Here is a 22,127-nt window from a genome sequence, read left to right on the forward strand (position 1 = left end):
GATTTCGCCTAGTGTGTCCGTGGAACAGTTACCGCGCCGGTTTGATTGCGCGAGAGAAGGAGAATTGCAGTCATGTTGAAGCGAACAATGATCTCGCTGGCCATTGGATTGGGGATCGCGTCGGCAGCGACTGCCGAAATGCGAATTGACCCCATTCCTGCCGATTCGTTCGCCAGGATCCCCAACATCGCCTCTGTCACCATGAGTACTGAAGGCGACATGATCTCGGCGCTCATCGCCGCGCCAGGGTCGGACAACCAGGAAACTGCCATCGCGACCTGGAATCTGAACGATCTTTCCCAACCGCCCGTCGTTACGCCCAGTGGCGACCGGATGAAATTCATTGGCGTGACCGCGCTCAAGGCCGGCCAAATCCTGGCTCTGGGCCGCCAAGAGTGGACCGGCCAGCTCGGTGGTTGCGGTGAAGGTCGTACGACCGGCGCGACCGCGACATTCGTCACCCAGGTTTATCTGACTGACCGCGAACAAACGGATTTCGAGCAGGCCTTCGCCAGCAATGGCCGCACGATCGGTGTCAGCCGTGATACGGAACGGTGTTTCGAACTTGCGGGTACGGCCTCCGTCGCGGCCTTTCTGCCGCTTGACCCGGACAATGTCATCATTCGCCGCGTCAATGTCGGGACCCTCGCAGCCAGCTTCTATCGTTACAATCTGCGCACAGGCCAAACCCGAATGATGTACCGCGCCAATGGCCGGACAGAAATTTCGGTGATCGATCCACGCACCGGCGACATTCTGGTGCGCAACAGCCTCGAGCCAATTGAGGGCAACGACTATGAGGCCCGGACCTTTATCCGGAACGAGACGACGGGTGAGTTCGAAATCCACGATCCGCTGACCTATCAGCTGCGCGCGCGCCATACCGTTGCGGTGGTCGGTCGCGATGAGGCGACGGGCCAGTATTATGTGATCACGGACCAGTTCTCCGACCTTGCCCAGGTCTATGCGTATGATGCGGTGAGCCGGCGCTACTCGGATGGCCCGATCCTTGCGCATCCGAATTATAGCGTGACCAACTTGATCCTGGGCAGAACACCCAGCAATTTCAATGAGGTTCTCGGTTTCCGCTATAGCGGCCCTGGCGGCAATGACGTTTACTGGATTGACCCGGTGATGTCGGCGACCCAGACGACGCTGGAGGACCTCTTCCCGACAGCCGGCGTATCCATTCTTGATTACACTGATGGAATGGACACGGTGCTGTTCGCGGTCGGAAGTGGCGCGATGCCGACGGTCTATTATGTCTACCGCGATGGCCACATTACGCTGCTTGGCAATTCACGTCCGTGGATTGACCCGGAGGACCTGGCTGACTCGACTCTGATCCACTACACGGCTCGCGATGGTCGTGAGATTCCCGGTATTCTCAGCCTGCCGGCAGGGTGGGAGCCGTCCGACGGTCCATTGCCAACCATTATCCACCCGCATGGCGGACCATGGGCTCGCGATGGCGTTGGCTGGGACGGTAGCGGCTGGGTGCCCTTCCTGACTTCACGCGGCTATGCCGTGTTGCGTCCGCAATATCGCGGTTCCGAGGGTTGGGGCCTTGATCACTGGCGCGCCGGCGATGCCCAATGGGGCCTGTCCATGCAGGACGACAAGGATGACGGCGCGGCCTGGATGGTCTCCCAGGGCTTTGCCGACCCGGACCGGATCGCCATCTTTGGCTATTCCTATGGCGGGTTTGCAGCCATAGCAGCCGTGGTCCGTGACAACAGCCCCTACCAGTGCGCCATTGCCGGCGCCGGGGTCAGCAATCTGGCCCGTATCGGCACTAACTGGAGCGAAAACCGCGTTCAGCGCGCGGTCCAAGGCTGGACCGTTACCGGCATGGATCCGATGCAGAACACCGAACGCGCAAACATCCCGATCATGCTGTTCCACGGCAATCGTGATGTCCGCGTCCCCCTGTTCCACTCGGTCGACTTCTACAATGCGGTCCGTGGCCGGGTACACGCCGAGCTGTTGGTCGTGGAAGACATGCCCCACAGCATGCCATGGTATCCACGGCACCAGATGGAGACGCTTCCGGCAATCGAGCGTTTCCTCACCGAGGATTGTGGGCCCGGCGGACTCTAGTCTAACGGCGACAGACCTGAAGAAGAGCCTCCCGGGAAACCGGGGGGCTTTTTTTATCGCGATGCCCGTTTTGCAGGGCGCACAAAAAAACACCGCCTCAAGGGCGGTGTCTTCTGTCTTCAATTCGGGCCGTGGCCAGAATCAGGCGGCCATTACCCGGGCGACCTCGTCGACAAGCTCGCGCAGGTGGAAGGGTTTCGACAGCACTTTCGCATTGGTCGGCGCGCCCGAGCCCGGATTGAGCGCGACGGCGGCAAAGCCGGTGATGAACATGATCTTCAACGCCGGATCGACTTCCGCCGCGCGGCGCGCCAGCTCGATCCCGTCGACGCCGGGCATCACGATATCCGTCAGCAACAGGTCGAACTGGGCTGCCGTCTCGCCGATGGCGTCGAGGCCTTCCTCACCGTCGGAACAGACTGTGACGTCATGGCCGGCGCGCTTCAGCGCCTTGGCCAGAAAGTCCCGCATTGAATCATCATCTTCAGCCAGGAGTATTTTGCTCATGATTGGGTCCCACCCTCAGGAAAACCGATATTGACGCCAACATACACCGCTAAGGTAAAAGCCCGCTGAACGCGCTGCCGCTTGACCCGCGAACTGCACCCGCCCACTCTCACCCGATGACAGTGACCCCCACGATCCTGCCGACAACACCCGCAAGGGCAGATGCTGCCAGTGTCCCCGGCGTGGTTCGGGTGGTGCGGCCTGATGACGCCGCCCCGCGGCCGCTCATCCTCGCCTCGCCTCACTCAGGACGCGATTATCGACCCGAATTATGCGCCGCGACCCGTGTCCCTGTCGAGCAACTTCGGCGTTCCGAAGATGCCTATGTCGACCAGCTGATCGAAGGCGCGGCGGGCAGCGGAGCCAGTCTGGTCTGTGCGTTATTTCCCCGCGTCTTCATCGATGCGAACCGGGCGCGCGGCGAGCTGGACCCCGCTATGTTTCGTGATCGCGCCGGACTGCAGGTCGATCCAGCCTCGCGCCGCGTCGCCTGCGGGCTGGGCGTGATCCCGCGTGTCGGGGCAGACGGGCAGGCGCTCTATCGCGGACGCTTGCAGTCGCAGGAGGCCAGCAGCCGCCTCTCGACCTATTATGCGCCCTACCATGCGGCCCTGGCGCAGCTGATCGCTGAGACCCGGGAGGTGTTCGGGTTTGCCGTGGTGATGGATATGCACTCCATGCCTGAACACAGTGCGCCCGGTGTCGATTTTGTCCTCGGGGACCGTTTCGGTCAGTCCTGCGATCCGCGCGTCACGATGGCAATCGAGGCGGGTTTGCGCGGGCAGGGATACGTTGCAGTTCGAAACACTCCCTATGCCGGCGGCTACACCACCGAGCATTACGGCAAGCCCGCAACAGGCGTGCACGTGATCCAGATCGAGATCAATCGCGGGCTCTACCTGCACGAGCCCCGTGTCACACCGACCGCCGGGTTTGAAATGTTTCGTGAAAAAATACAACGCTTTATCTACGAAACCGCCCATCATGACTGGGCCTGCCTGTCACCGTCATAATCATGCCCACATAAGGCGAGCATCATGGTCTCGCTTCGCGCGGCACGCGCTTTGCTCTCCTCTCAGGTGAGCGTCCCACAGCGGCGCACATCAACAGGCGAAGAATGGGCGGCACACGATTATGACAAGCGATATCGACCTTCACGTTGGAAAGCGTCTGCGGCGGCGGCGCCGGCTCCTGGGGCTCACCCAGCAACAGCTGGCCGAATCGGTCGGCATCCGGTTTCAACAGATCCAAAAGTACGAATGCGGCGCCAACCGCGTGAGTGCCAGCCGGCTCTTCGAACTCGCAGAGTCGCTCGACGTTCCGGTGCAGTATTTCTATGAGGGCCTGTCGCATCGCGACGAGATTGCCGGCGAGGGCCACCTTGCCGCCGATGTGCTCTCGCAAAAGGAAACAGTGGATCTGATCCGCGCCTATTACCGGCTCGGCGAACGCCCGCGCAAACGACTGCTCGAACTGGCGAAGTCGCTCGAGCCCGAAGAAGCGGCGAACGACGCCGCCTGAGGCGGGGCTGCAGCCGCATCCTGTCTGGTGCGGCTGGCGGCGCCATGCTAGGCGCATGGCATGTCTGAAGAAGATACCCACCAGACCGATCTGATTATCGCCGCCCGCATGGCTGATGCCGCGCGGGCTGCGATTGCGCCCCATTTCCGGCAGCCCCTGGCCGTTGAAAACAAGCTGCAGGCCGGCTTCGATCCGGTGACGATCGCCGATCGCGCCTCTGAAACTGCGATGCGCGCTGTGCTGGCTGAAATGGCGCCGGAGGATGGCATTCTCGGCGAGGAATTCGCCGCGAAACCGGGTCTGAATGGCCGCCAATGGGTGCTTGATCCCATTGATGGAACCCGTGCCTTCATCGCCGGCCTGCCGAGCTGGACGGTGTTGATTGCCCTGTCCGATCACGGCTGCCCACGCATTGGCCTGATCGACCAGCCGCTGACCGAAGAGCGCTTCACCGGCTGGCCGGGCGGTGCGCGCTGGCAGCGCGGAAGCGAGACGCGAAACCTCAACACCAGCCAGACCACGGCGTTGCCGGATGCGATCCTGTCGACGACTGACCCATTCCTGTTCCAGGGAGGCGAGGCCAGTGTGTTTGAGCGGCTGCGCGCGACGGTGCAGTTATGCCGCTACGGCTATGACGCCTATGCCTATGCCATGCTGGCCATGGGCGGCGTCGATCTCGTGGTCGAGAGCGGGCTGCAGACCTATGATGTGCAGGCGATCATGCCCGTGGTCCAGGGCGCTGGCGGGGTGATGACCAACTGGTCCGGCGGTGATTGCAGTGGCGGCGGCCAGGTCATCGCCGCGGCCAATCACGCCCTACACGCTGAAGCCCTCGCTCTGCTCAAACCGGCGGCGCTCTAGCTGTCGATCAGGATGAAGGCCGGTGCGCGGCCGAGCACGACCTCGCTGACATTGCGCATATCGCGGTCATTCGGCCGGTAGATCACGCGGTCTTCCTGCACCGTGAGAGCCGTGCGTTCCTGGCCATCCTGAATCGCCCAGGCCTCTGGTGCCGGGCCATCGAAGACAAAGATCACCGTCTTGAAGGACGGCGCGAACAGTGCCGCGACGCCGCCGACGCGGCGCATGGCCTGATTGGCCTGGTCGAGTGCCGCGACGGCGTCGTGCGGATCGACCCGCATCACATCATCAAAACGCGCCTCGAAGGCCATCCGGGCCGCCATGCTGCCGGCCGGCTGGTTGATGGCTGCGACCGGTTCCGCCTCGATCAGGGCCGCGTCGGGCGGATTGAGGACGCGTCCATGCGGATCCAGCTCCAGCGTGCCGCTGATGTCTCCCGCCGTATAGCGGATCCGGATTTCCTCGGCTGGCACGCCCTGGCTGGAGCTGATATGGTAGGCGAGAGTGAAACGGCTGCGATCCTCGGCCGGCAGGTCCAGATAGGCCTGCCAATGTGGGAATAGCCGCATCAACGGGCCGATCTCGCGCAGTTCGCCCTGGCTCGCTGCGCCGCTGGCCAGAAGGCCCGCGGACAGGATGGCCGCGAGAAGGGATCGCATCATTGTCATTCTTCGCCTGGCGCGGCTGCTGCCGCGGCGTCATCGGCGACAGGCTTTCTGAACAACAGGGTCATGCGGTCGCTCTCGCCAATCGCATCATAACCGGCGCGGTCGAAATCGGCCGCCACTTCCTCGCCGCCTGATGCGGAACGGCGCACCGGTGGCAGGGTCCAGACGCCGAAGGGGTGGTCGGCGGTGTCGGCGGGATTGGCATTGATCTCGGAGGTGCCGACCAGCTCGAACCCGGCTTCCTCGGCCATGGCGATGACATAGGCCTGTTGCACATAGCCGGTGCGGGCCTGTGGGTCCTGTTCACGGGTGGAGGGCAGGCGGTGGTCGACGACACCGAGGAGGCCGCCGGGGCGCAGCGCGGCGTAGAAATCGTCAAAGGCCCGCTCCGCATAGCCGAACATCATCCAGTTGTGGACATTGCGGAAGGTGAGCACGGCATCGGCGGAACCCGGCTCGACGAGCGCCTGGCTGTTCTGCCCGAAATCAACAATGCGAACATTGCCGAAAATGGCGCGATCACTGACATGGTCCTCGAATGACGCGCGGGAACTGCGCCGCGAGGCGCTCTCGGCGCTCAGCGGAAAGTGTGCGGCAACATACTGGCCGTCATTGGCGGCGATCCAGGGTGCCAGAATGTCGGTATACCAGCCGCTGCCGGGCCAGATCTCGATAATGGTTCCACTCGGGTCAATGCCGAAGAATTCGAGGGTTTCTGCAGGATGCCGGTCGGCATCGCGCGCAGCATCTGCCTCACGCCAGTCACCGGCGAGGACATCGGAGAGTTCCGTGAGCCGGGGCGCCTCGGGCTGGACCACTTCGGCCGCTGCCGCTTCGGTGCCGTCAGGGGCATCAGCGCCGGTGAGCGCCGTGTCTGCCGGCGGGGCAGCCGGTTCGCTACAGGCAGTGGCGAGCATGAGCGAGGCCATGGTGGCCCCCAACAGGATATTCTGATTCATCGGTTCTCTCCGGCAACGGGAGGGATAGTCCTAGAGAAGGCCCGGCGGCAAGGCAATCACCCTCGCGCCCGGCGGGGCTTGCGGCGGCGATAATCAGTTCCCATCTGAAAAATACGAGCCGCCTTCAAGGGGTTCGTGATCCGGTCGCGGCCAGATGGCGCGACCCGGATTGGCTCAGCTCTGGCAAGTGGTTTGCCAGCAGGCCTTGTCGCTCAAAAGAGGATAAGTTGAGATGAGAACAGTTGATTTTACCCCGCTCTACCGCTCCATCGTCGGTTTTGACCGGCTGGCGGACATGATGGATTCCGCGACCAAGATCGAGTCGCAGGGCTATCCACCTTTCAACATCCAGCATGTCGATGAGAACGAGTATCTTATCGAACTCGCTGTCGCCGGCTTCGGTGAATCGGATTTGACCGTCGAGGTCCAGGAAAATGTCCTGACCATCGCCGGCAAGATCACCGAGAAGGATGAGGCTGAAACGCGACGCTTCCTGCATCGCGGCATCGCCGAGCGCGCCTTCGAGCGCCGCTTCCATCTGGCCGACCACGTCAAGGTGGCCGACGCCGAATTGCTCAATGGATTGCTGACGGTGCACCTGGTGCGCGAGATCCCTGAAGCGGCCAAGCCGCGAAAGATCACGATCAAGGATGTCTCCGGCAAGCCGAAGGCGCGCCTGATCGAATCAAGCAAGACCAAGGCGGCCTGATCGCCGTCGCACACGATAGCCATTACCCCTCCGAATTGGGCGGCGAACCCGGGTTCGCCGCCCTTTTTTCGGATCAGGCTGCCTGGATATCGACGGCACCGTCGACCGCTTCGGCCTGGTCGAGGAAATCCCGGTCGAGCGTCGCGCCGGTAAAGCATGAGCCGCTGAAGCGGGCCTTGCGGACATTGGCGCCATCAAGCCGTGAATAGGAAAAATCGGCGCCGGTCGCCTTCGCCTGGCGCAGGTCGACCCCGCGCAGGTCGGCATAGCGTGCCTTACTGCCTGCCAGCGATGCCGGCAGCATACGATCTCCCTCGAGAACGAGGGGCCCGAACTGGCAGTCGCGCAGGTCGGCATTACACAGATTGGCCCCGGTCAGGTCGGCCCCGCGCAAATCGGCGCCGCGCAGGCAGGCCATGCGCAGGTCGGCGCGCTCAAGCCGGGCCCCCTGCAGCTGCGCCCCTTCGAGGTCGAGGCCATAAAGCGTCGCGCCGCGGGCGTGGAAGGCGGTCAAGGTCTTGCCGGCGAGCGAATGGAGGCCGCGCAGATCCATGCCGTCAAACAGGGAGGGCTTGCCTTCGCGGCCTTCGGTTTCGCACCACAGGACATGGGCAGCAATCTGGTCGGCGACCGGATTTTCAAGCCCGTTGGGGTCTATGCCGACCGGTTCGTTGGTCAGGGCTCCGTCGGTTTTCATACCTTCGGTCTTGGCCATTGTTGTCTTGACGCCGATCATCACGCTGTTCGTGAAATCGACGCCCGTCAGGTCAGCCCCGGACAGGTCGGCACCCTCGAGATTGGCGCCGTGGAAGGATGAGCCGCGAAGATTGGCCCGGATCATCCGGGCTCCCAGCAGGACCGCGTCGGTGAAGTCGGCGGTCTGGGCCGTCATGCCGGCCATTTTCGAACCCGACAGGTTGGCCCCGGTGAAATTGGCCTTGCCGGCATCATTCTGCTGCGCCGTATGGGTGAGGATCGCCAGGCCCTTTTCCTTGTCGACCTGGGCGATCGCGCCTTCACGCAGATCGGCCTCGGTCATGTCGGCCCCGGTGAGATTGGCGCCGCGCATGATCGCACCGCGCAGATCTGCCCGGCGCAGGCAGGCACCCTCGAGTGAGGCACGGCGCAGGTCGGCAGCGAAAAACACCGCGCTGTTGAGTGTTGCGCCGGCAAGATTGCTGCCGCGCAGGACCGCACCGCTGAAGTCCGCATCCGACAGTTCGCGGTTGGAGAGGTTGAGGTCTTCAAGAATCGAATAGGCGAAATTGGCCCGGGCGCCGCCCGAGCGTCCTGACCACAGCCGCTCGTGCCGGTCGCAGATCTGGTCGACCTGCCCCTGGTCGAGTCGCGTGTGCTCGATTTTCTGCCCGGCCATGCGTCACCTCTGTCAGCCGCACAGGTCAGTGCGGACTCTGACGGATCAGGCTAGCGATGGAGTGTTAACGCCCGGTGTGAGACGGGGAGCCCGGATATTGCGCCTGGCCGGCCTCGAGCAGGCGGGCCGCCAGCGGGTGTTCCGGGGCCAGGTTGACCCGATTCATGCCAGCATCGCCGAGCCGGTCGAGATGCAGGGAAAGCTCGCTCATCGATGCCACCGTCAGCATGGCATCATACTGCGCCGGTTCCGGGTCGAGATAGACCATTGGCTGACCGGTCCGGAGCCGGTGGAAGAAGCCGGCATAGAGCGCCGCGGCCTCGTGCGCCCGCAATCCGGTCTCGACCGCGATGCCGGCATCGCGAAGCCGGACGACGCCGCGACCGGCGACCTTCGGATGCTCGTCGAGGCAGGCAATCACGACCGAGCCGATGCCCGCTCCGACCAGCGCATCGGCGCAGGGCGGGGTCTGGCCGTGAAAGGCGCAGGGCTCGAGTGTCACATAGGCGCGGCTGCCGCGCGACGTTTCGCCGGCCATCTCCAGGGCGCGGCGTTCGGCATGGGGCCTGCCGCCATCGGCGGTCGCACCCCAGCCGACAATGCTGTTGCCGCTGACCAGCACGCATCCCACGGCGGGATTGGGGGCGGTCCGGCCCAGTTGCGTCCGCGCCAGGGCCAGCGCGGTATCCATGAAGCGGAAATCGGCCGGACTGAACATGGCTCAGGGCAGGGGCGGCAGTGACCGGGCGCGTTCGGGGTCGAGATAACGTGCGGCGACCGGCTTGAGCTCATCCTCGGAGAGGTCGATCAACAGCGGATTGCCGGTCGGGACCTCGATGTCGATGATGTCCTGGTCATTGACCTCGAACAGGAATTTGATCAGCGCGCGCAGGCTGTTGCCGTGGGCCGCGATGATCACGTTTTCACCGGCCGCGAGGCGCGGCGCGATCAGGCCTTCCCAGGCCGGTTCGACACGTTCGAGCGTCATCTTGAGCGATTCCGAATTGGGCAGCAGCGCCGCCGGGACGCTCTTGTAGCGCTCATCCTTCGCCGGATGCTCGGGATCGTCCTCGGCCAGGGGCGGCGGCGGCGTGTCGAAGGAGCGGCGCCAGACCTTGACCTGGGCATCGCCATGCTTGGCGCGGGTCTCATCCTTGTCGAGACCGGCGAGGGCGCCGTAGTGGCGCTCGTTCAGCCGCCAGGATTTCTCGACCGGGATCCAGTTGCGTCCCAGGCCTTCCAGGCACAGATTCAGCGTGCGGATCGCCCGCGTCAGGACCGAGGTGAAGGCGTGGTCAGGCTTGAATTCGGCCTCTGCCAGCAGGTCGCCGGCGCGGCGCGCCTGCGCGATGCCCTCATCGGTAAGATCAACGTCGACCCATCCGGTGAACCGGTTTTCCCGGTTCCACTCGCTCTGGCCGTGGCGGATTAGGGCGAGTTGTGGCATCGCGATATCTCCTTGCGCATAACGGTGGCGAAGCGATAGCCCGGCGTGAGGTTGCGGGCAAGGATCGGTCGCTGTCGCGGGCGTCGCACAGACCGATTTCGATTCACTTTCCAGGCGAGTTGTGCTATCTGTTTTCGCGCAAGAGCAGAGGGGCGGATTCGCGGAACAGCTCGCAAGAGATTCCCGCGAAACCGGCCTTGGTGGCGAAAACTGGTCCGGTATTGCGCGCCCCCCTGTGGAGTGCCGGAACCGTTCTCGCCAGACCAGCCGCGCACCTCCCTTTCCGGGATGTGCGCGGTTCTGTTATGGAGGCGCATCCTATGCCCTCGCGATTCAGGAACCCGGCATGATTGATTTTGACCCCGTCGCATCCGCCCGGCGCGTGATCGCGCTTGAACGAGACGGGCTGGACGCCTTGCTCCAGTCGGTTGACGGCGCATTTTCCGCCACGATCGAACGACTGCGCCGGGTCAATGGACGCCTGATCTGTACCGGCGTCGGCAAGTCCGGCCATGTGGCGCGCAAGATCGCCGCGACCCTCGCCTCGACCGGCACGCTGGCCTATTACGTCCACCCGACCGAGGCCAGCCATGGCGATCTCGGCATGATCACGCCGGACGATGCCGTGCTCGCCCTGTCCAAGTCCGGCGAAACCCGGGAACTGGGCGACCTGATTGCCTATTGCCGCCGCTTCTCCGTACCGCTGATCGGCATGACGACCCAGGCGGAGAGCACGCTGGCCCGGGCCGCCGACTACAAACTGATCCTGCCCGATGCGCCGGAAGCCTGCGGCGAGACCAGTGCACCGACGACATCGACCACGCTGATGATGGCGCTGGGTGATGCCCTCGCCATCGCCCTGCTCGAGCATCGTGGTTTCACCGCGGCGGACTTCAAGACCTTTCATCCGGGCGGCGCGCTCGGTGCGGCCCTCGCCACGGCGGGCGACATCATGCATCGCGGCGAGGAAATGCCGCTGATCGCGCGGAGCGCGCCGATGAGCGATGTGCTGATCGAGATGACTGTGAAGAGTTTTGGCTGCGCCGGCATTGCCGACGAGGATGGCCGCCTGGTCGGCATCATCACCGATGGCGATCTGCGCCGGCATATGGGCGACGCGCTGGTCGAGCAGCGCGCCGATGCGATCATGACGCCGGACCCGAAAACCGGGTCCCCGGGCATGCTCGCCGCTGACGCCCTGCGCGAGATGACGGCGGGCAAGGCCAAGATCATGCAGCTCTTCATCGTCGATGCCGACAACAGGCCACAAGGCATCATCCACCTGCACGACCTGCTGCGCGCCGGCCTGAAATAGACATCGTTGACGGTTGAGGACGCGCCCGGTTCTGGCATTGATTCCGATGGGCGCAGGAGGTGGTGCCCGATATGGTTGTATTGGCCGGGGCGCAGGGGACTGTATTGCCCTCCGACGGGCGACCGCAATTGGCGCGATTGTTAAGCTATTTCAACGGAGTTGAGGCGCGGTTACCGGTGATTTTGGCGAACTGGCCCTGATAGAAGCGGAACAGGGTGAAGGTGGCGACCACGGTCCCGTATGCCAGGAAGCCGGCGAAGATACCGAGCAGCCCCCAAGTGACCACACTGCACACAAGATTAACCACTACCCAAGCCCACCCGCTTGTAACAACAACAAGGCAAGTATCCGGCAGATTAACACTTTTAGCAAGCTTTGGTTGCGTTTCCGGTGCGGGCCGGGCGGTGGCGGGTCAGGCGAGGATCCCGGTGATCGCGCGGACCAGGGCCTCGCGATGATCCGGTTGCGGGATACTGAACCGGTCCGCAATCGCGCCGCAATCGAGGACTGAACAGGCAGGTCTCCTTGCCGGGCTGGGGAAGTCCTTTGCGGCGATGCGCTCGACCTGGACGGGGCGCTCGCCCAATCCTGCGGCGATGTCGAAGATCTCGGTCGCGAAGTCAGCCCAGCTTGCCGCGGCATCGCCGCAAAAGTGGAAGAGGCCGCTATCTGAAGTTTGCGAGGTCAGCTGGTCGGCGATGGCCAGGATGGCGACCGCGATATCGGCGGCCGCTGTCGGGTTGGTCCTCTGGTCAGAAACCACCTGCACCCGATCCTGCCGGCGGCCGAGTTCGAGCATGGTCCGCACGAAATTCTTCCCGGTCGCTGAATAGACGGCGGCGGTCCGCAGGATGACATGGCGGGCACCGCTGCCCTGCACGGCCTCATCGCCGGCGAGCTTGGTGCGGCCGTAGACGCCAAGCGGATTGCACGGATCGGTCTCGACATAGGGCTCGCCCTTGGTCCCGTCATGGACATAGTCCGTGGACAGGTGGATCAGCGGCAGGACCGCCTGTTCGCACTGCCCGGCCAGAATGCCCGGGGCCAGGGCATTGATCGTGTGCGCCAGCTCCGGTTCGACCTCGGCGCGATTGACATCGGTATAGGCGGTGGCATTGACGACCACGCTGCCCGGCGTGGCGGCGGCCAGCACCGGCTCGAGCACGGGCGCGATACTGTCAGGCTTGGCGAAATCGAAGTCCGGGCGGGCCAATTGCCGGATCGTGCGCCCTGACGTGGCCGCCAGGGCCGCGATCGCCGTCGCGACCTGGCCGGAGCGTCCGAGCAGGATAATCTCTGCGGTCATGGTTTCGATCCGAGCCCGAGCCGTTGCAGCGAGGCCTCGCCACCGACACGCGCCAGCGACTGGCGGCACCAGTCGTCATGATCGAGATACCAGCGAACCGTCTGCGCCAACCCGTCGGTCAGTGTGTAGCGCGGCGACCAGCCGAGTTCGTGCTGCAGCTTGCTGGCATCGATCGCATATCGGAAATCATGGCCCGGCCGGTCGGCGACAAAGGTGATGAGATCGCTGGAGGCGCCCTGGCGGGGGCATTGACGGTCGAGCTCGTCGCACAGAAGCCGGATCAGGTCGAGATTGCTGCGCTCCGCATCGCCGCCGACATTGTAGGTCTCGCCGATCCGGCCGCGTTCGAGAATCGCGAGCAGGGCATCGGCATGATCCTCGACGTGCAGCCAGTCGCGCACATTGGCGCCGCGCCCGTAAACGGGGATCGGGGCCCCCTTGAGCGCCGACAGGATGACCACCGGAATCAGCTTTTCCGGGAATTGCCGCGGCCCGTAATTGTTGGAGCAGTTGGAAATCACGACCGGCAGGCCATAGGTCTCGTGCCAGGCGCGCACCATCATGTCGGCCGAAGCCTTGCTGGCGGCATAGGGGGAATTGGGCCGGTAGGGGCTGTCCTCGGTGAAGCGCCCGGTGGCGCCGAGGGAGCCATAGACCTCATCGGTCGAGACATGGTGGAAGCGGAAGGCATCGGCGCGGTCTGGCGCCAGCGTCTTGCGATATTCGGCGCTGGCCCGCAGCAACTGGGCCGTGCCGCCGACATTGGTGTCGACGAAAACCTGCGGTCCGTCGATCGAGCGGTCGACATGGGACTCTGCGGCGAGGTGCATCACCGCATCAGGCTGGTGCCGTGCAAGGATCGCCTCCAGCGCCGCGCCGTCGCGAATGTCGGCCTGCTCGAACCGATAGGACGGATTGTTCTCGACGCTGGCGAGATTGGCGGGATTGGCGGCATAGGTCAGGGCGTCGAGATTGACGACCTCATGGCCGCGTTCCAGCGCTGCGAGGACGACGGCGGAACCGATGAAGCCGCAGCCGCCTGTGATGAGAAGTTTCACCTTGCTACGTCTCCGCTCTGTGCGCCGAACCGGAACGGCGTCTCGAATTGCGCCCAGGATAGACCATTGGCATCCTTCTCCGACAGGGTCGCGGCGCTGCGCTCGATGCCCCAGTCAATGCCGAGCTCCGGATCGTCCCAGGCCAGGCTGCCATCCAGGCCGGGCGCATAGTCATTGTCGACCTTGTACTGGACGATGGTATCGGCCTCGAGCGTTACAAATCCGTGCAGACAGCCACGCGGCACGAAAACCTGTGTTCCGTTCTGCGCCGAGAGTTCCGATTTCGTGTGCAGGCCAAAGCTTGGCGAGCCAAGCCGGGCATCGACGATCACGTCGATCACCCGGCCCTGGACCACCCGGACCAGCTTGGCCTGCTCCGCCGGCGGCCGCTGGAAGTGAAGCCCGCGCACCGTTCCCGCCGCTGCAGACCAGGATTGATTGTCCTGGCAGAAGTCGGAGTGAATACCCAGCGCCGCGAGTTCATCGCGATTATAGGTGACAGAGAAATATCCGCGGTGATCGCCAAAACGCGGCGGGGTGAATTGCACCACTCCGGGAATGGCGAGGCGTTCAATCTGCATGTCGGCGCTCCCTGTTCTATCGGGATATGCGCAGGTTTGCAGGCCAACTCAAGTCTGGCCGGGCAGGAACCGCCTTCGCGCGGTTCCCAGACCGGCTGAGGTCTTGTATGCGTGTAAGCGTCCGTCTGGGGCGTGCGCGGTAACTGACTGGGGTGGAACGTGAAAGGAATTGTGCTTGCAGGGGGCAGCGGGACGCGGCTTTGGCCTTTGACGCTCTGCACGTCCAAGCAATTGCTGCCTGTCTACGACAAGCCCATGATCTATTATCCGCTCTCGGTGCTGATGCTGGCGGGTATTCGGGAAATCCTGATCATCACCACGCCCGAGGACCAGGACCGCTTTCGGCAATTGCTCGGCGACGGCAGCCGGTTTGGTGTTCAGTTGAACTATGTCGTGCAACCCAGCCCGCAGGGCCTGGCGCAGGCCTTCCTGCTCGATGAGGATTTCATCGGCGACGAGCCGGTGACGCTGATCCTCGGGGATAATCTGTTTTACGGACACGGCTTCGATGACCTGGTGCGCAAGGCTGCCGGGTTGACCAGCGGAGCGACGATTTTCACCTATCATGTCAACAAGCCCCAGCGTTACGGCGTTGTCGTGCTGGATGGCGATGGCCGACCGGTTGCCATTGACGAGAAGCCACGCGAACCGCGCTCGAATCTCGCCGTCACCGGGCTGTATGTTTACGACAATGACGTCATCGAGATTGCCCGGTCGATCCGCCCGTCATCGCGCGGCGAGCTTGAGATCACGGATGTGAACCGCGCCTACATGGAGCGCGGCGACCTGCATGTCGAGAAGTTGGGCCGCGGCATTGCCTGGCTTGATACCGGCACGCCGCAGGCCTTGCTCGAGGCATCGGAATATGTCCGGTCTTTGGAGCGGCGGCAGGGATTGCAGATCGCCTGCCTTGAGGAAATCGCCTTTGTGAACGGCTGGATAGACCGCGACGCCCTGCGGTTTTCGGCACAGAAATTCGCTAATTCCGACTACGGCAAATACTTGGCCAAACTGTTGGATGTTGAAGATGATTAGAGATGTCCGCCGCCAGGTTCGGCCGGTGGATCGATGTGGGGAAATTGAATGACGGTTCTAGTGACAGGTGCTGCAGGCTTTGTGGGCTTTCATGCGGTCAATGCCATGCTCGATCGCGGTGAGGCGGTTGTCGGTATCGACAATCTAAACACCTATTACGACCCGGCCCTGAAACAGGCCCGTCTCGAGCTGTTGCAGGCCCGCGACGGATTCAACTTCGAGAAGATGGAGCTGGCGGACAATGAGGCCGTGCTGGCGCTGGTCAAACGGGTGCGCCCCGACCGTATCCTGCATCTCGGGGCCCAGGCCGGGGTGCGCTATTCGATCGACCAGCCCTTCGCCTATGCCAATTCGAACCTTCACGGCCATCTTTCCATCCTCGAGGCGGCCCGCTTTCTTGGCGATGAGCTGAAACACCTGGTCTACGCCTCGTCGAGCTCGGTCTATGGCGAGCGCTCGGCGGTGCCCTTTCGCGAGGATGATGTCACCATGCAGCCGGCCTCGCTCTACGCCGCGACCAAGCTGGCGGATGAATTGATGAGCTCGGCCTATGCCAGTCTCTACGGTATCGCGGCGACGGGCCTGCGCTTCTTCACCGTCTACGGCCCCTGGGGCCGGCCCGACATGGCCTATTGGTTGTTTTCGGACGCCATGTTCGAAGGGCGGCCGATCAAGGTCTTCAACAATGGCGAGATGGAGCGGGACTTCACCTATATCGACGACATCATCGCGCCGCTCCTGCGCGTGCTCGATGACAGCCCGGCGCGCGGCCATCACGACGTGTTCAATATCGGCGGCGCCTCGCCGGTCAAGCTGATGGACATGATCTCGGCTCTGGAAGGCGCCCTGGGCATGACGGCCGAGAAGATCATGTTGCCGATGCAGGCCGGTGATGTCACGCGCACCTATGCCGACGCCAGCAAGCTGGAGCGCGTCTACGGCTACAAGCCGAGCATCCGGATCGAGGACGGTCTGGCGCGCTTTGCCGACTGGTATCGGGACTGGCGCAGCCGGTCAGCCTAACCCGGGGTCCCTTCGGATTTGAGGACGGCCTCGGCGACGCTGCGCGCGGCGCGGCCGTATTCGGGTTCATTGAGGGCGAAGGCGAGCGTGGCCCGCAGATAGCCCAGCTTGTCGCCGCAATCATATGAGCTGCCTTCATACTCCACGGCGTGGAAGTCCTGGTGCTGCATCAGGCGCGCCATCGCGTCGGTCAGCTGGATTTCGCCTCCGGCACCGGCGGCCTGGTCCTCGAGATACTTGAAGATCGAGCCCTGCAGGATGTAGCGGCCGGTGATGGCGAGATTTGACGGCGCCTTGTCCACGTCCGGCTTCTCGACCATGCCGCGCATGCGGATACGATTGCCCTGGCGTTCGATCGGGTCGATGACGCCGTATTTGTCGACATTCTCCGGGGCGACCTGTTCGACGGCGATGATATTGCCGCCGGTCTCCTCATAGGCGGCGACCATCTGTGCCAGGCAGCTGGGCTCGGCGCGCACCAGAACATCGGGCAGCAGGATGGCGAAGGGATCATCGCCGATAATGTCGCGCGCACACCAGATCGCATGCCCGAGACCGAGCGGCGCCTGCTGGCGCACGAAGCTCATCGAGCCGGGGGTGGCCCGCGTCTGGTCGAGGATCTCGAGAATGTCCGTCTTGCCCTTGCCCTGCAAGGTGGCCTCGAGCTCGTAGGCGCGGTCGAAATAATCCTCGATCGCGCCCTTGTTGCGCCCGGTGACGAAGACGAAATGCTCGATGCCGGCAGCGATCGCCTCGTCGACGACATACTGGATCGCCGGGCGGTCGAACACCGGCAGCATTTCCTTCGGGATGGATTTGGTGGCGGGCAGGACGCGTGTTCCCAAGCCGGCAACCGGCAGGACGGCTTTGCGGACTCGCTTCATGACGGGCGCTCTCCATGTCTCTATCGTTGGCAAACGCCTATCGGATCAAACAACTGCCGTCCAGCTTACGCATTCACTTCGCGTAAGGGTCGAGCTCCTATATGGTTTGCATAAACCAGTTTCTGGATGCGCGCATGGGCAAGAAATACTTTGGCACGGACGGTGTCCGCGGTCTCACCAATGCTTTCCCGATGACAGCAGAGACCGCGTTGCGGCTCGGCATGGCGGCGGGGCGGCATTTCGTGCGCCATAATGGCCGCCACTCGGTCGTGATCGGCAAGGATACGCGCCTGTCCGGCTATATGATCGAATCGGCGCTGGTCGCCGGATTCACCTCGGTCGGGATGGATGTGTTCCAGTTCGGCCCCCTGCCGACCCCGGCGGTGTCACTGATGACGCGGTCCTTGCGCGCCGATCTCGGTGTGATGATCACCGCCTCGCACAATCCCTATCATGACAATGGCATCAAGCTGTTCGGACCGGAGGGCAAGAAGCTCGACGATGTGACCGAGCTGCAGATCGAGGCGCTGATGGATGGCAGCCTCAGCGAGGAACTGGCAGCACCTTCCGACCTTGGCCGCGCCAAGCGGATCGATGATGCCCAGGCGCGCTATGTCGAGATCGTCAAATCCACCTTCCCGCGCACCCAGCGCCTGTCCAGCCTTCGCCTGGTGATCGATTGTGCCAATGGCGCGGCCTACAAGGTGGCTCCGACAGCGCTGTGGGAGCTGGGCGCCGACGTGATCCCGATCGGCGTCGAACCGAATGGTTTCAACGTCAATGAGGATTGCGGCTCGACCGCGCCGGCGCGGCTGGCCAAGGAAGTCGTGAAATACCGCGCCGATCTCGGCATTGCCCTCGATGGCGATGGCGACCGCCTGATCCTGTGCGATGAAAAGGGCCGTGTGATTGATGGCGACCAGATCCTCGCCATGCTCGCGCGTCACTGGAACCGGACCGGCGAGCTGGCCAAGCCGGCCATTGTCGCGACGGTGATGTCCAATCTCGGCCTTGAGCGTTTTCTCGAGGGCGAGGGCATTGCCCTTGAACGCACCCAGGTCGGTGATCGCTATGTCTCCGAGCGGATGAAGGAGACCGGGATCAATCTCGGCGGCGAAGCCTCGGGTCATATCGTGATGCCGGATTTCTCGCCGACCGGCGACGGGCTGATCGCGGCGCTGCAGGTCCTGCGCGTGCTGGTCGATTCCGGCGAGCCGGCCAGCTCGGTGTTCCGCGTCTTCAAGCCGGCGCCGCAATTGCTCGAGAATGTCCGTGTCGGCAAGGGCAAGTCACCGCTCACCAGCGAGGCGGTGAAAGCCGCGATTGCCGAGGCGGAGCAGCGCATGGGCAGCGATGGCCGGCTTCTGGTGCGGGCGTCGGGTACCGAACCGGTGATCCGGGTGATGGCCGAGGGCGAAATGAAGCTGATCCGCAGCGTGGTTGACGATGTCCGTTCGGCGATCGAACGCGCGGCTGCTTAGCGGCCCTGTCATCAGACCGAGAGGCATCTTCTCGGTGATCCGCTGCCGGAAAGCTTTGCCTGTTTCAGATTCAGCAGCGTCGACGTCTTCTTCGTCATACCGGTTTCATCATCCGCCATCTCTACGGCAAAGTGTCGGGGCCGAGGCCGCGCTTCTTCCTGGCGCGGCTGAACCACTATCTGCTCGAACGTCCAATGTTGCGGGCCGGGAAAAAGCTTATCCGCCGCCTCGCGCCGAATCCGGCCCCGGTCCGGCCGGATTAGCGGCAATCTTTCCTTGCGCAGGCACGCTGGGTCAGCGATACCGGACGCAATCAAAGCAGGAGTAAATCGACATGCGCGTAGCAATGATCGGAACGGGATATGTGGGCCTGGTTTCTGGTGCCTGTTTTGCCGATTTTGGCCATGAGGTCATCTGTGTCGACAAGAATGTCGAAAAGGTCGAGACGCTCCGCTCCGGTGGCATTCCCATTTACGAGCCGGGCCTGGATCTTCTGGTGCAGCGCAATGTCCGCGAAAACCGGTTGAGCTTCACCCAGGACCTGACCGAAGCCGTGCGCGATGCCGATGCGGTCTTTATCGCCGTCGGCACCCCGAGCCGGCGCGGCGACGGCTTTGCCGATCTGAGCTATGTCTACGCGGCAGCGAAGGAAATCGCTGAGGTCATGAATGGCTACACCGTGATCGTGACCAAATCGACCGTCCCGGTCGGCACCGGCGACGAGGTCGAGCGCATCATCCGCGAAACCCGGCCCGATGCCGATTTCGCGGTCGTCTCCAATCCTGAATTCCTGCGCGAAGGCGCGGCGATCGATGATTTCAAGCATCCCGACCGTGTCGTCGTCGGCACTGATGACGAGCGGGCGCGTACCGTGATGCACGATATCTACCGGCCGCTCTTCCTCAATGAGACGCCGATCGTCTTCACCTCCCGGCGCACGTCGGAACTGATCAAATACGCCGCCAACTCCTTCCTCGCCCTCAAGATCACTTTCATCAACGAGATGGCGGATCTGTGCGAGGCGGTGGGCGCGAATGTGCAGGAAGTCGCCCGCGGCGTCGGCCTCGACAATCGCATCGGCGGCAAATTCCTGCATGCCGGACCGGGCTATGGCGGCTCCTGCTTCCCCAAGGACACGCTGGCGCTGACGCGCACGGCCCAGGAAGCCGGCGCGCCGCTGCGCCTGATCGAGACCGTGGTCGACGTCAATGACGCCCGCAAGCGCGCCATGGCCAAAAAGGTCGTCGAGGCCTGTGATGGCGATGTGTCCGGCAAGACGGTGGCCGTGCTCGGCCTGACCTTCAAACCGAACACCGATGACATGCGCGACGCGCCGAGCCTGGAAATCGTGCCGGCCCTGCAAAAGGCCGGCGCCCGGATCAAGGCGTTTGACCCGGCCGGAACCCTGGAAGCGGAAAAGCTCCTGTCCGGCGTCGAGTTCGTCTCGGGACCCTATTTCTGCGCCGAGGACGCCGATGTGCTGGTGATCATCACCGAGTGGAACGAGTTCCGCGCGCTTGATCTCGACCGGATCAAGGCGGTGATGCGGGCACCGGTGATTGTCGACCTGCGCAATATCTACTCACCTGAGGAAATGATCGCTGCCGGTTTCGCCTATTCCAGCGTCGGACGGCCAACGGCCTGAGGCCTGGGGGCTCTGTTTTGCGCCGCCGGAAGCATGCCGCCCAACCCGGGATCCGATCCCGGGGTTTGCAGAATTGCGGCCATGCCATAGGTAGGTGCTCCAAACTTTCAGATGGATGCCCATGATGAGCCAGACCCCCAAAGCGAGCCTGAAACCGAACACCTCCGCGTTCGAAAATGAAGCGCTGATCAAGCCGACCGGGTTCCGTGAATATGATGCGCGCTGGTGGTTCGGCCATCCGGGCTCCGATGTCGCGCCGGACCTCAATCTCTATGGCGTGCAGGCGCTGGGGCTGGGTCTGGGGACGCTGATCCATGAGCTTGGCGTCGCACCGAAAATCGCCGTCGGGCATGATTTCCGCAGCTATTCGCTGAGCGTCAAACAGGCGCTGGAAGTCGGGCTGATGGATGCCGGGATCGAAGTCCATGATATCGGGCTGGCGCTGTCGCCAACGGCCTATTTTGCCCAGTTCGACCTGGATCTGCCCTGCGTGGCGATGGTCACCGCCAGCCATAATTCCAATGGCTGGACCGGGGTGAAGATGGGGGCCGAGCGCCCGCTGACCTTCGGCCCCGACGAGATGTCGCGCCTGAAGGAGATCGTTCTGGGCGGGCAGGGAAAATCGCGCGCCGGCGGCGGCTATGTCCGCGAAACCGGTGTGGCGGAACGCTATCTCGCCGATGTCGCGGACGGTACGAAAATATCCCGCCCGCTCAAGGTCGTCGCGGCCTGCGGCAATGGCACGGCTGGCGCGTTTGCACCACAGGCGCTGCGCGCGATGGGCGTCGAGGTGGTCGAGCTCGATTGCGAGCTCGATCACAGTTTCCCGCGCTACAATCCCAATCCCGAAGACATGAAGATGCTGCACGCGATCCGCGATGCCGTGCTCGAGCACAAGGCCGATGTCGGCCTCGGTTTCGACGGCGATGGCGATCGTTGCGGTGTTGTCGACAATGAGGGCGAGGAGATCTTCGCCGACAAGATCGGCCTGATGCTGGCGCGCGACCTGGCGCCGCTTTATCCCAATTCTACCTTCGTGGTCGATGTGAAGTCGACCGGCCTGTTCGCGATCGATCCGGTGCTGGCCGAGCATGGCTGCAAGACCGATTACTACAAGACCGGCCACTCCTACATCAAGCGCCGCTCGCGCGAGCTGGGCGCCCTGGCCGGTTTCGAGAAGTCCGGGCATTTCTTCCTGCAGCCCCCGATCGGCCGCGGCTATGATGACGGCCTCGTCGCGGCGCGCGCCATCCTGCAAATGCTCGACCGCAACCCCGGCCGCTCGATGGCCGACCTGCGCCGCGCCCTGCCGGTCAGCTTTGGCTCACCGACCATGTCGCCGGCCTGTGGTGACGAGGTCAAATACGGCGTCGTCGAACGGATCGTCGCCGATATCCAGGCGCGTCAGGCGGCGGGCGAAAAGGTTGCCGGGCGCAAGATCATCGATGTCAACAACGTCAATGGCGTCCGCTTCACCCTCGAGGGCGGGGCCTGGGGCCTGGTGCGGGCGAGTTCCAACACGCCCAATCTGGTTGTGGTCATCGAGAGCACCGAATCCGCCGCCGATGTCGCCTCGGTGTTCGCGGCCATCGAAGATATTCTGTCGGCCTATCCGGAAGTCGGCGAGTTCGACCAGAAGCTCTGATCCTCCC

At 63.5% G+C, this 22,127-nt stretch carries 23 protein-coding genes; 11 read left to right on the top strand and 12 right to left on the bottom strand.

Annotated features, from left to right (window positions below; translation table 11 throughout):
* Positions 1-8 precede the first annotated feature (8 nt).
* Entirely contained in the window at positions 9-236 is a 228-nt protein-coding gene (locus ACN0YL_RS13485; RefSeq protein ID WP_417490865.1) for a hypothetical protein, read from the bottom strand.
* On the opposite strand from ACN0YL_RS13485, the gene ACN0YL_RS13490 reads away from it, so the two are divergent.
* On the top strand, positions 220-2,100 hold the full coding sequence (locus ACN0YL_RS13490) for an alpha/beta hydrolase family protein (RefSeq protein WP_417498333.1): 1,881 nt from the start codon (positions 220-222) through the stop codon (positions 2,098-2,100). The two genes, ACN0YL_RS13485 and ACN0YL_RS13490, sit on opposite strands and share 17 nt — an antisense overlap.
* A 141-nt stretch (positions 2,101-2,241) precedes the next feature.
* Here the strand turns inward: ACN0YL_RS13490 and cpdR are convergent, their stop codons facing one another.
* Positions 2,242-2,607 (bottom strand): cell cycle two-component system response regulator CpdR, encoded by a 366-nt coding sequence (gene cpdR, locus ACN0YL_RS13495; protein WP_417467391.1) that lies wholly within the window; start codon positions 2,605-2,607, stop codon positions 2,242-2,244.
* Between the two features lie 116 nt (positions 2,608-2,723).
* Here cpdR and ACN0YL_RS13500 point away from each other — a divergent pair, with 116 nt between their 5' ends.
* From ACN0YL_RS13500 to hisN, 3 genes are all read left to right on the top strand, one after another.
* Complete coding sequence (locus ACN0YL_RS13500) at positions 2,724-3,620, top strand: N-formylglutamate amidohydrolase (RefSeq protein ID WP_417498334.1); 897 nt, start codon at positions 2,724-2,726, stop codon at positions 3,618-3,620.
* Positions 3,621-3,741: 121 nt separating this feature from the next.
* Positions 3,742-4,128 carry a helix-turn-helix domain-containing protein gene (locus ACN0YL_RS13505; protein ID WP_417467388.1) on the top strand — a complete coding sequence of 129 codons (387 nt, stop codon included), beginning with the start codon at positions 3,742-3,744 and terminating at the stop codon, positions 4,126-4,128.
* Between the two features lie 60 nt (positions 4,129-4,188).
* Positions 4,189-4,989 (top strand): histidinol-phosphatase, encoded by an 801-nt coding sequence (gene hisN, locus ACN0YL_RS13510; protein WP_417498335.1) that lies wholly within the window; start codon positions 4,189-4,191, stop codon positions 4,987-4,989.
* Here the strand turns inward: hisN and ACN0YL_RS13515 are convergent.
* Both ACN0YL_RS13515 and ACN0YL_RS13520 read right to left on the bottom strand, forming a co-directional pair.
* On the bottom strand, positions 4,986-5,648 hold the full coding sequence (locus ACN0YL_RS13515; protein ID WP_417498336.1) for a hypothetical protein: 663 nt from the start codon (positions 5,646-5,648) through the stop codon (positions 4,986-4,988). The genes hisN and ACN0YL_RS13515 overlap by 4 nt on opposite strands.
* 5 nt (positions 5,649-5,653) lie before the next feature.
* Complete coding sequence (locus ACN0YL_RS13520) at positions 5,654-6,616, bottom strand: class I SAM-dependent methyltransferase (RefSeq protein ID WP_417498337.1); 963 nt, start codon at positions 6,614-6,616, stop codon at positions 5,654-5,656.
* A 232-nt stretch (positions 6,617-6,848) separates the two neighbouring features.
* On the opposite strand from ACN0YL_RS13520, the gene ACN0YL_RS13525 reads away from it, so the two are divergent.
* On the top strand, positions 6,849-7,325 hold the full coding sequence (locus ACN0YL_RS13525) for an Hsp20 family protein (protein ID WP_417467381.1): 477 nt from the start codon (positions 6,849-6,851) through the stop codon (positions 7,323-7,325).
* A gap of 73 nt (positions 7,326-7,398) precedes the next feature.
* On the opposite strand, the gene ACN0YL_RS13530 is transcribed toward ACN0YL_RS13525, so the two are convergent.
* The 3 genes from ACN0YL_RS13530 to gpmA form a co-directional block, all read right to left on the bottom strand.
* Complete coding sequence (locus ACN0YL_RS13530) at positions 7,399-8,700, bottom strand: pentapeptide repeat-containing protein (RefSeq protein WP_417467379.1); 1,302 nt, start codon at positions 8,698-8,700, stop codon at positions 7,399-7,401.
* Between the two features lie 64 nt (positions 8,701-8,764).
* Complete coding sequence (gene ribD, locus ACN0YL_RS13535) at positions 8,765-9,418, bottom strand: bifunctional diaminohydroxyphosphoribosylaminopyrimidine deaminase/5-amino-6-(5-phosphoribosylamino)uracil reductase RibD (RefSeq protein WP_417498338.1); 654 nt, start codon at positions 9,416-9,418, stop codon at positions 8,765-8,767.
* Between the two features lie 3 nt (positions 9,419-9,421).
* Complete coding sequence (gene gpmA / locus ACN0YL_RS13540; protein ID WP_417498339.1) at positions 9,422-10,147, bottom strand: 2,3-diphosphoglycerate-dependent phosphoglycerate mutase; 726 nt, start codon at positions 10,145-10,147, stop codon at positions 9,422-9,424.
* A gap of 346 nt (positions 10,148-10,493) precedes the next feature.
* Here gpmA and ACN0YL_RS13545 point away from each other — a divergent pair, with 346 nt between their 5' ends.
* A complete protein-coding gene (locus ACN0YL_RS13545) occupies positions 10,494-11,462 on the top strand; it encodes a KpsF/GutQ family sugar-phosphate isomerase (RefSeq protein ID WP_417498340.1) in 969 nt (322 codons plus the stop codon).
* Between the two features lie 145 nt (positions 11,463-11,607).
* On the opposite strand, the gene ACN0YL_RS13550 is transcribed toward ACN0YL_RS13545, so the two are convergent.
* From ACN0YL_RS13550 to rfbC, 4 genes are all read right to left on the bottom strand, one after another.
* Positions 11,608-11,769, bottom strand: coding sequence for a hypothetical protein (locus tag ACN0YL_RS13550; protein ID WP_417490874.1), 162 nt, complete (start codon positions 11,767-11,769; stop codon positions 11,608-11,610).
* A 105-nt stretch (positions 11,770-11,874) separates the two neighbouring features.
* Positions 11,875-12,768 (bottom strand): dTDP-4-dehydrorhamnose reductase, encoded by an 894-nt coding sequence (rfbD, locus tag ACN0YL_RS13555; RefSeq protein ID WP_417498341.1) that lies wholly within the window; start codon positions 12,766-12,768, stop codon positions 11,875-11,877.
* Positions 12,765-13,826: a dTDP-glucose 4,6-dehydratase gene (gene rfbB / locus ACN0YL_RS13560; RefSeq protein WP_417498342.1), complete on the bottom strand. Its 1,062-nt coding sequence runs from the start codon at positions 13,824-13,826 to the stop codon at positions 12,765-12,767. Before rfbB ends, rfbD begins: the two co-directional genes overlap by 4 nt.
* A complete protein-coding gene (gene rfbC / locus ACN0YL_RS13565) occupies positions 13,823-14,407 on the bottom strand; it encodes a dTDP-4-dehydrorhamnose 3,5-epimerase (protein ID WP_417498343.1) in 585 nt (194 codons plus the stop codon). The genes rfbB and rfbC overlap by 4 nt, the downstream gene beginning before the upstream one ends.
* 159 nt (positions 14,408-14,566) lie before the next feature.
* Here rfbC and rfbA point away from each other — a divergent pair, with 159 nt between their 5' ends.
* Together rfbA and ACN0YL_RS13575 are read left to right on the top strand one after the other, a co-directional pair.
* Complete coding sequence (gene rfbA / locus ACN0YL_RS13570) at positions 14,567-15,442, top strand: glucose-1-phosphate thymidylyltransferase RfbA (RefSeq protein WP_417498344.1); 876 nt, start codon at positions 14,567-14,569, stop codon at positions 15,440-15,442.
* A gap of 48 nt (positions 15,443-15,490) precedes the next feature.
* A complete protein-coding gene (locus ACN0YL_RS13575) occupies positions 15,491-16,465 on the top strand; it encodes an NAD-dependent epimerase/dehydratase family protein (protein WP_417498345.1) in 975 nt (324 codons plus the stop codon).
* Here ACN0YL_RS13575 and galU read toward each other — a convergent pair.
* Entirely contained in the window at positions 16,462-17,349 is an 888-nt protein-coding gene (gene galU / locus ACN0YL_RS13580; protein ID WP_417490880.1) for a UTP--glucose-1-phosphate uridylyltransferase GalU, read from the bottom strand. The genes ACN0YL_RS13575 and galU overlap by 4 nt on opposite strands.
* 110 nt (positions 17,350-17,459) lie before the next feature.
* Between galU and glmM the strand changes: the two genes are divergently transcribed.
* The 3 genes from glmM (at position 17,460) to ACN0YL_RS13595 (ending at position 22,120) form a co-directional block, all read left to right on the top strand.
* Positions 17,460-18,830 (top strand): phosphoglucosamine mutase, encoded by a 1,371-nt coding sequence (gene glmM, locus ACN0YL_RS13585; RefSeq protein WP_417498368.1) that lies wholly within the window; start codon positions 17,460-17,462, stop codon positions 18,828-18,830.
* Positions 18,831-19,164: 334 nt separating this feature from the next.
* Complete coding sequence (locus ACN0YL_RS13590) at positions 19,165-20,475, top strand: UDP-glucose dehydrogenase family protein (protein WP_417498346.1); 1,311 nt, start codon at positions 19,165-19,167, stop codon at positions 20,473-20,475.
* 124 nt (positions 20,476-20,599) lie between these two features.
* Positions 20,600-22,120: a phosphomannomutase/phosphoglucomutase gene (locus tag ACN0YL_RS13595; protein WP_417490882.1), complete on the top strand. Its 1,521-nt coding sequence runs from the start codon at positions 20,600-20,602 to the stop codon at positions 22,118-22,120.
* Positions 22,121-22,127: the final 7 nt, after the last annotated feature.

This window comes from Maricaulis sp., assembly GCF_048269565.1.
Taxonomy (GTDB): Bacteria; Pseudomonadota; Alphaproteobacteria; order Caulobacterales; family Maricaulaceae; genus Maricaulis.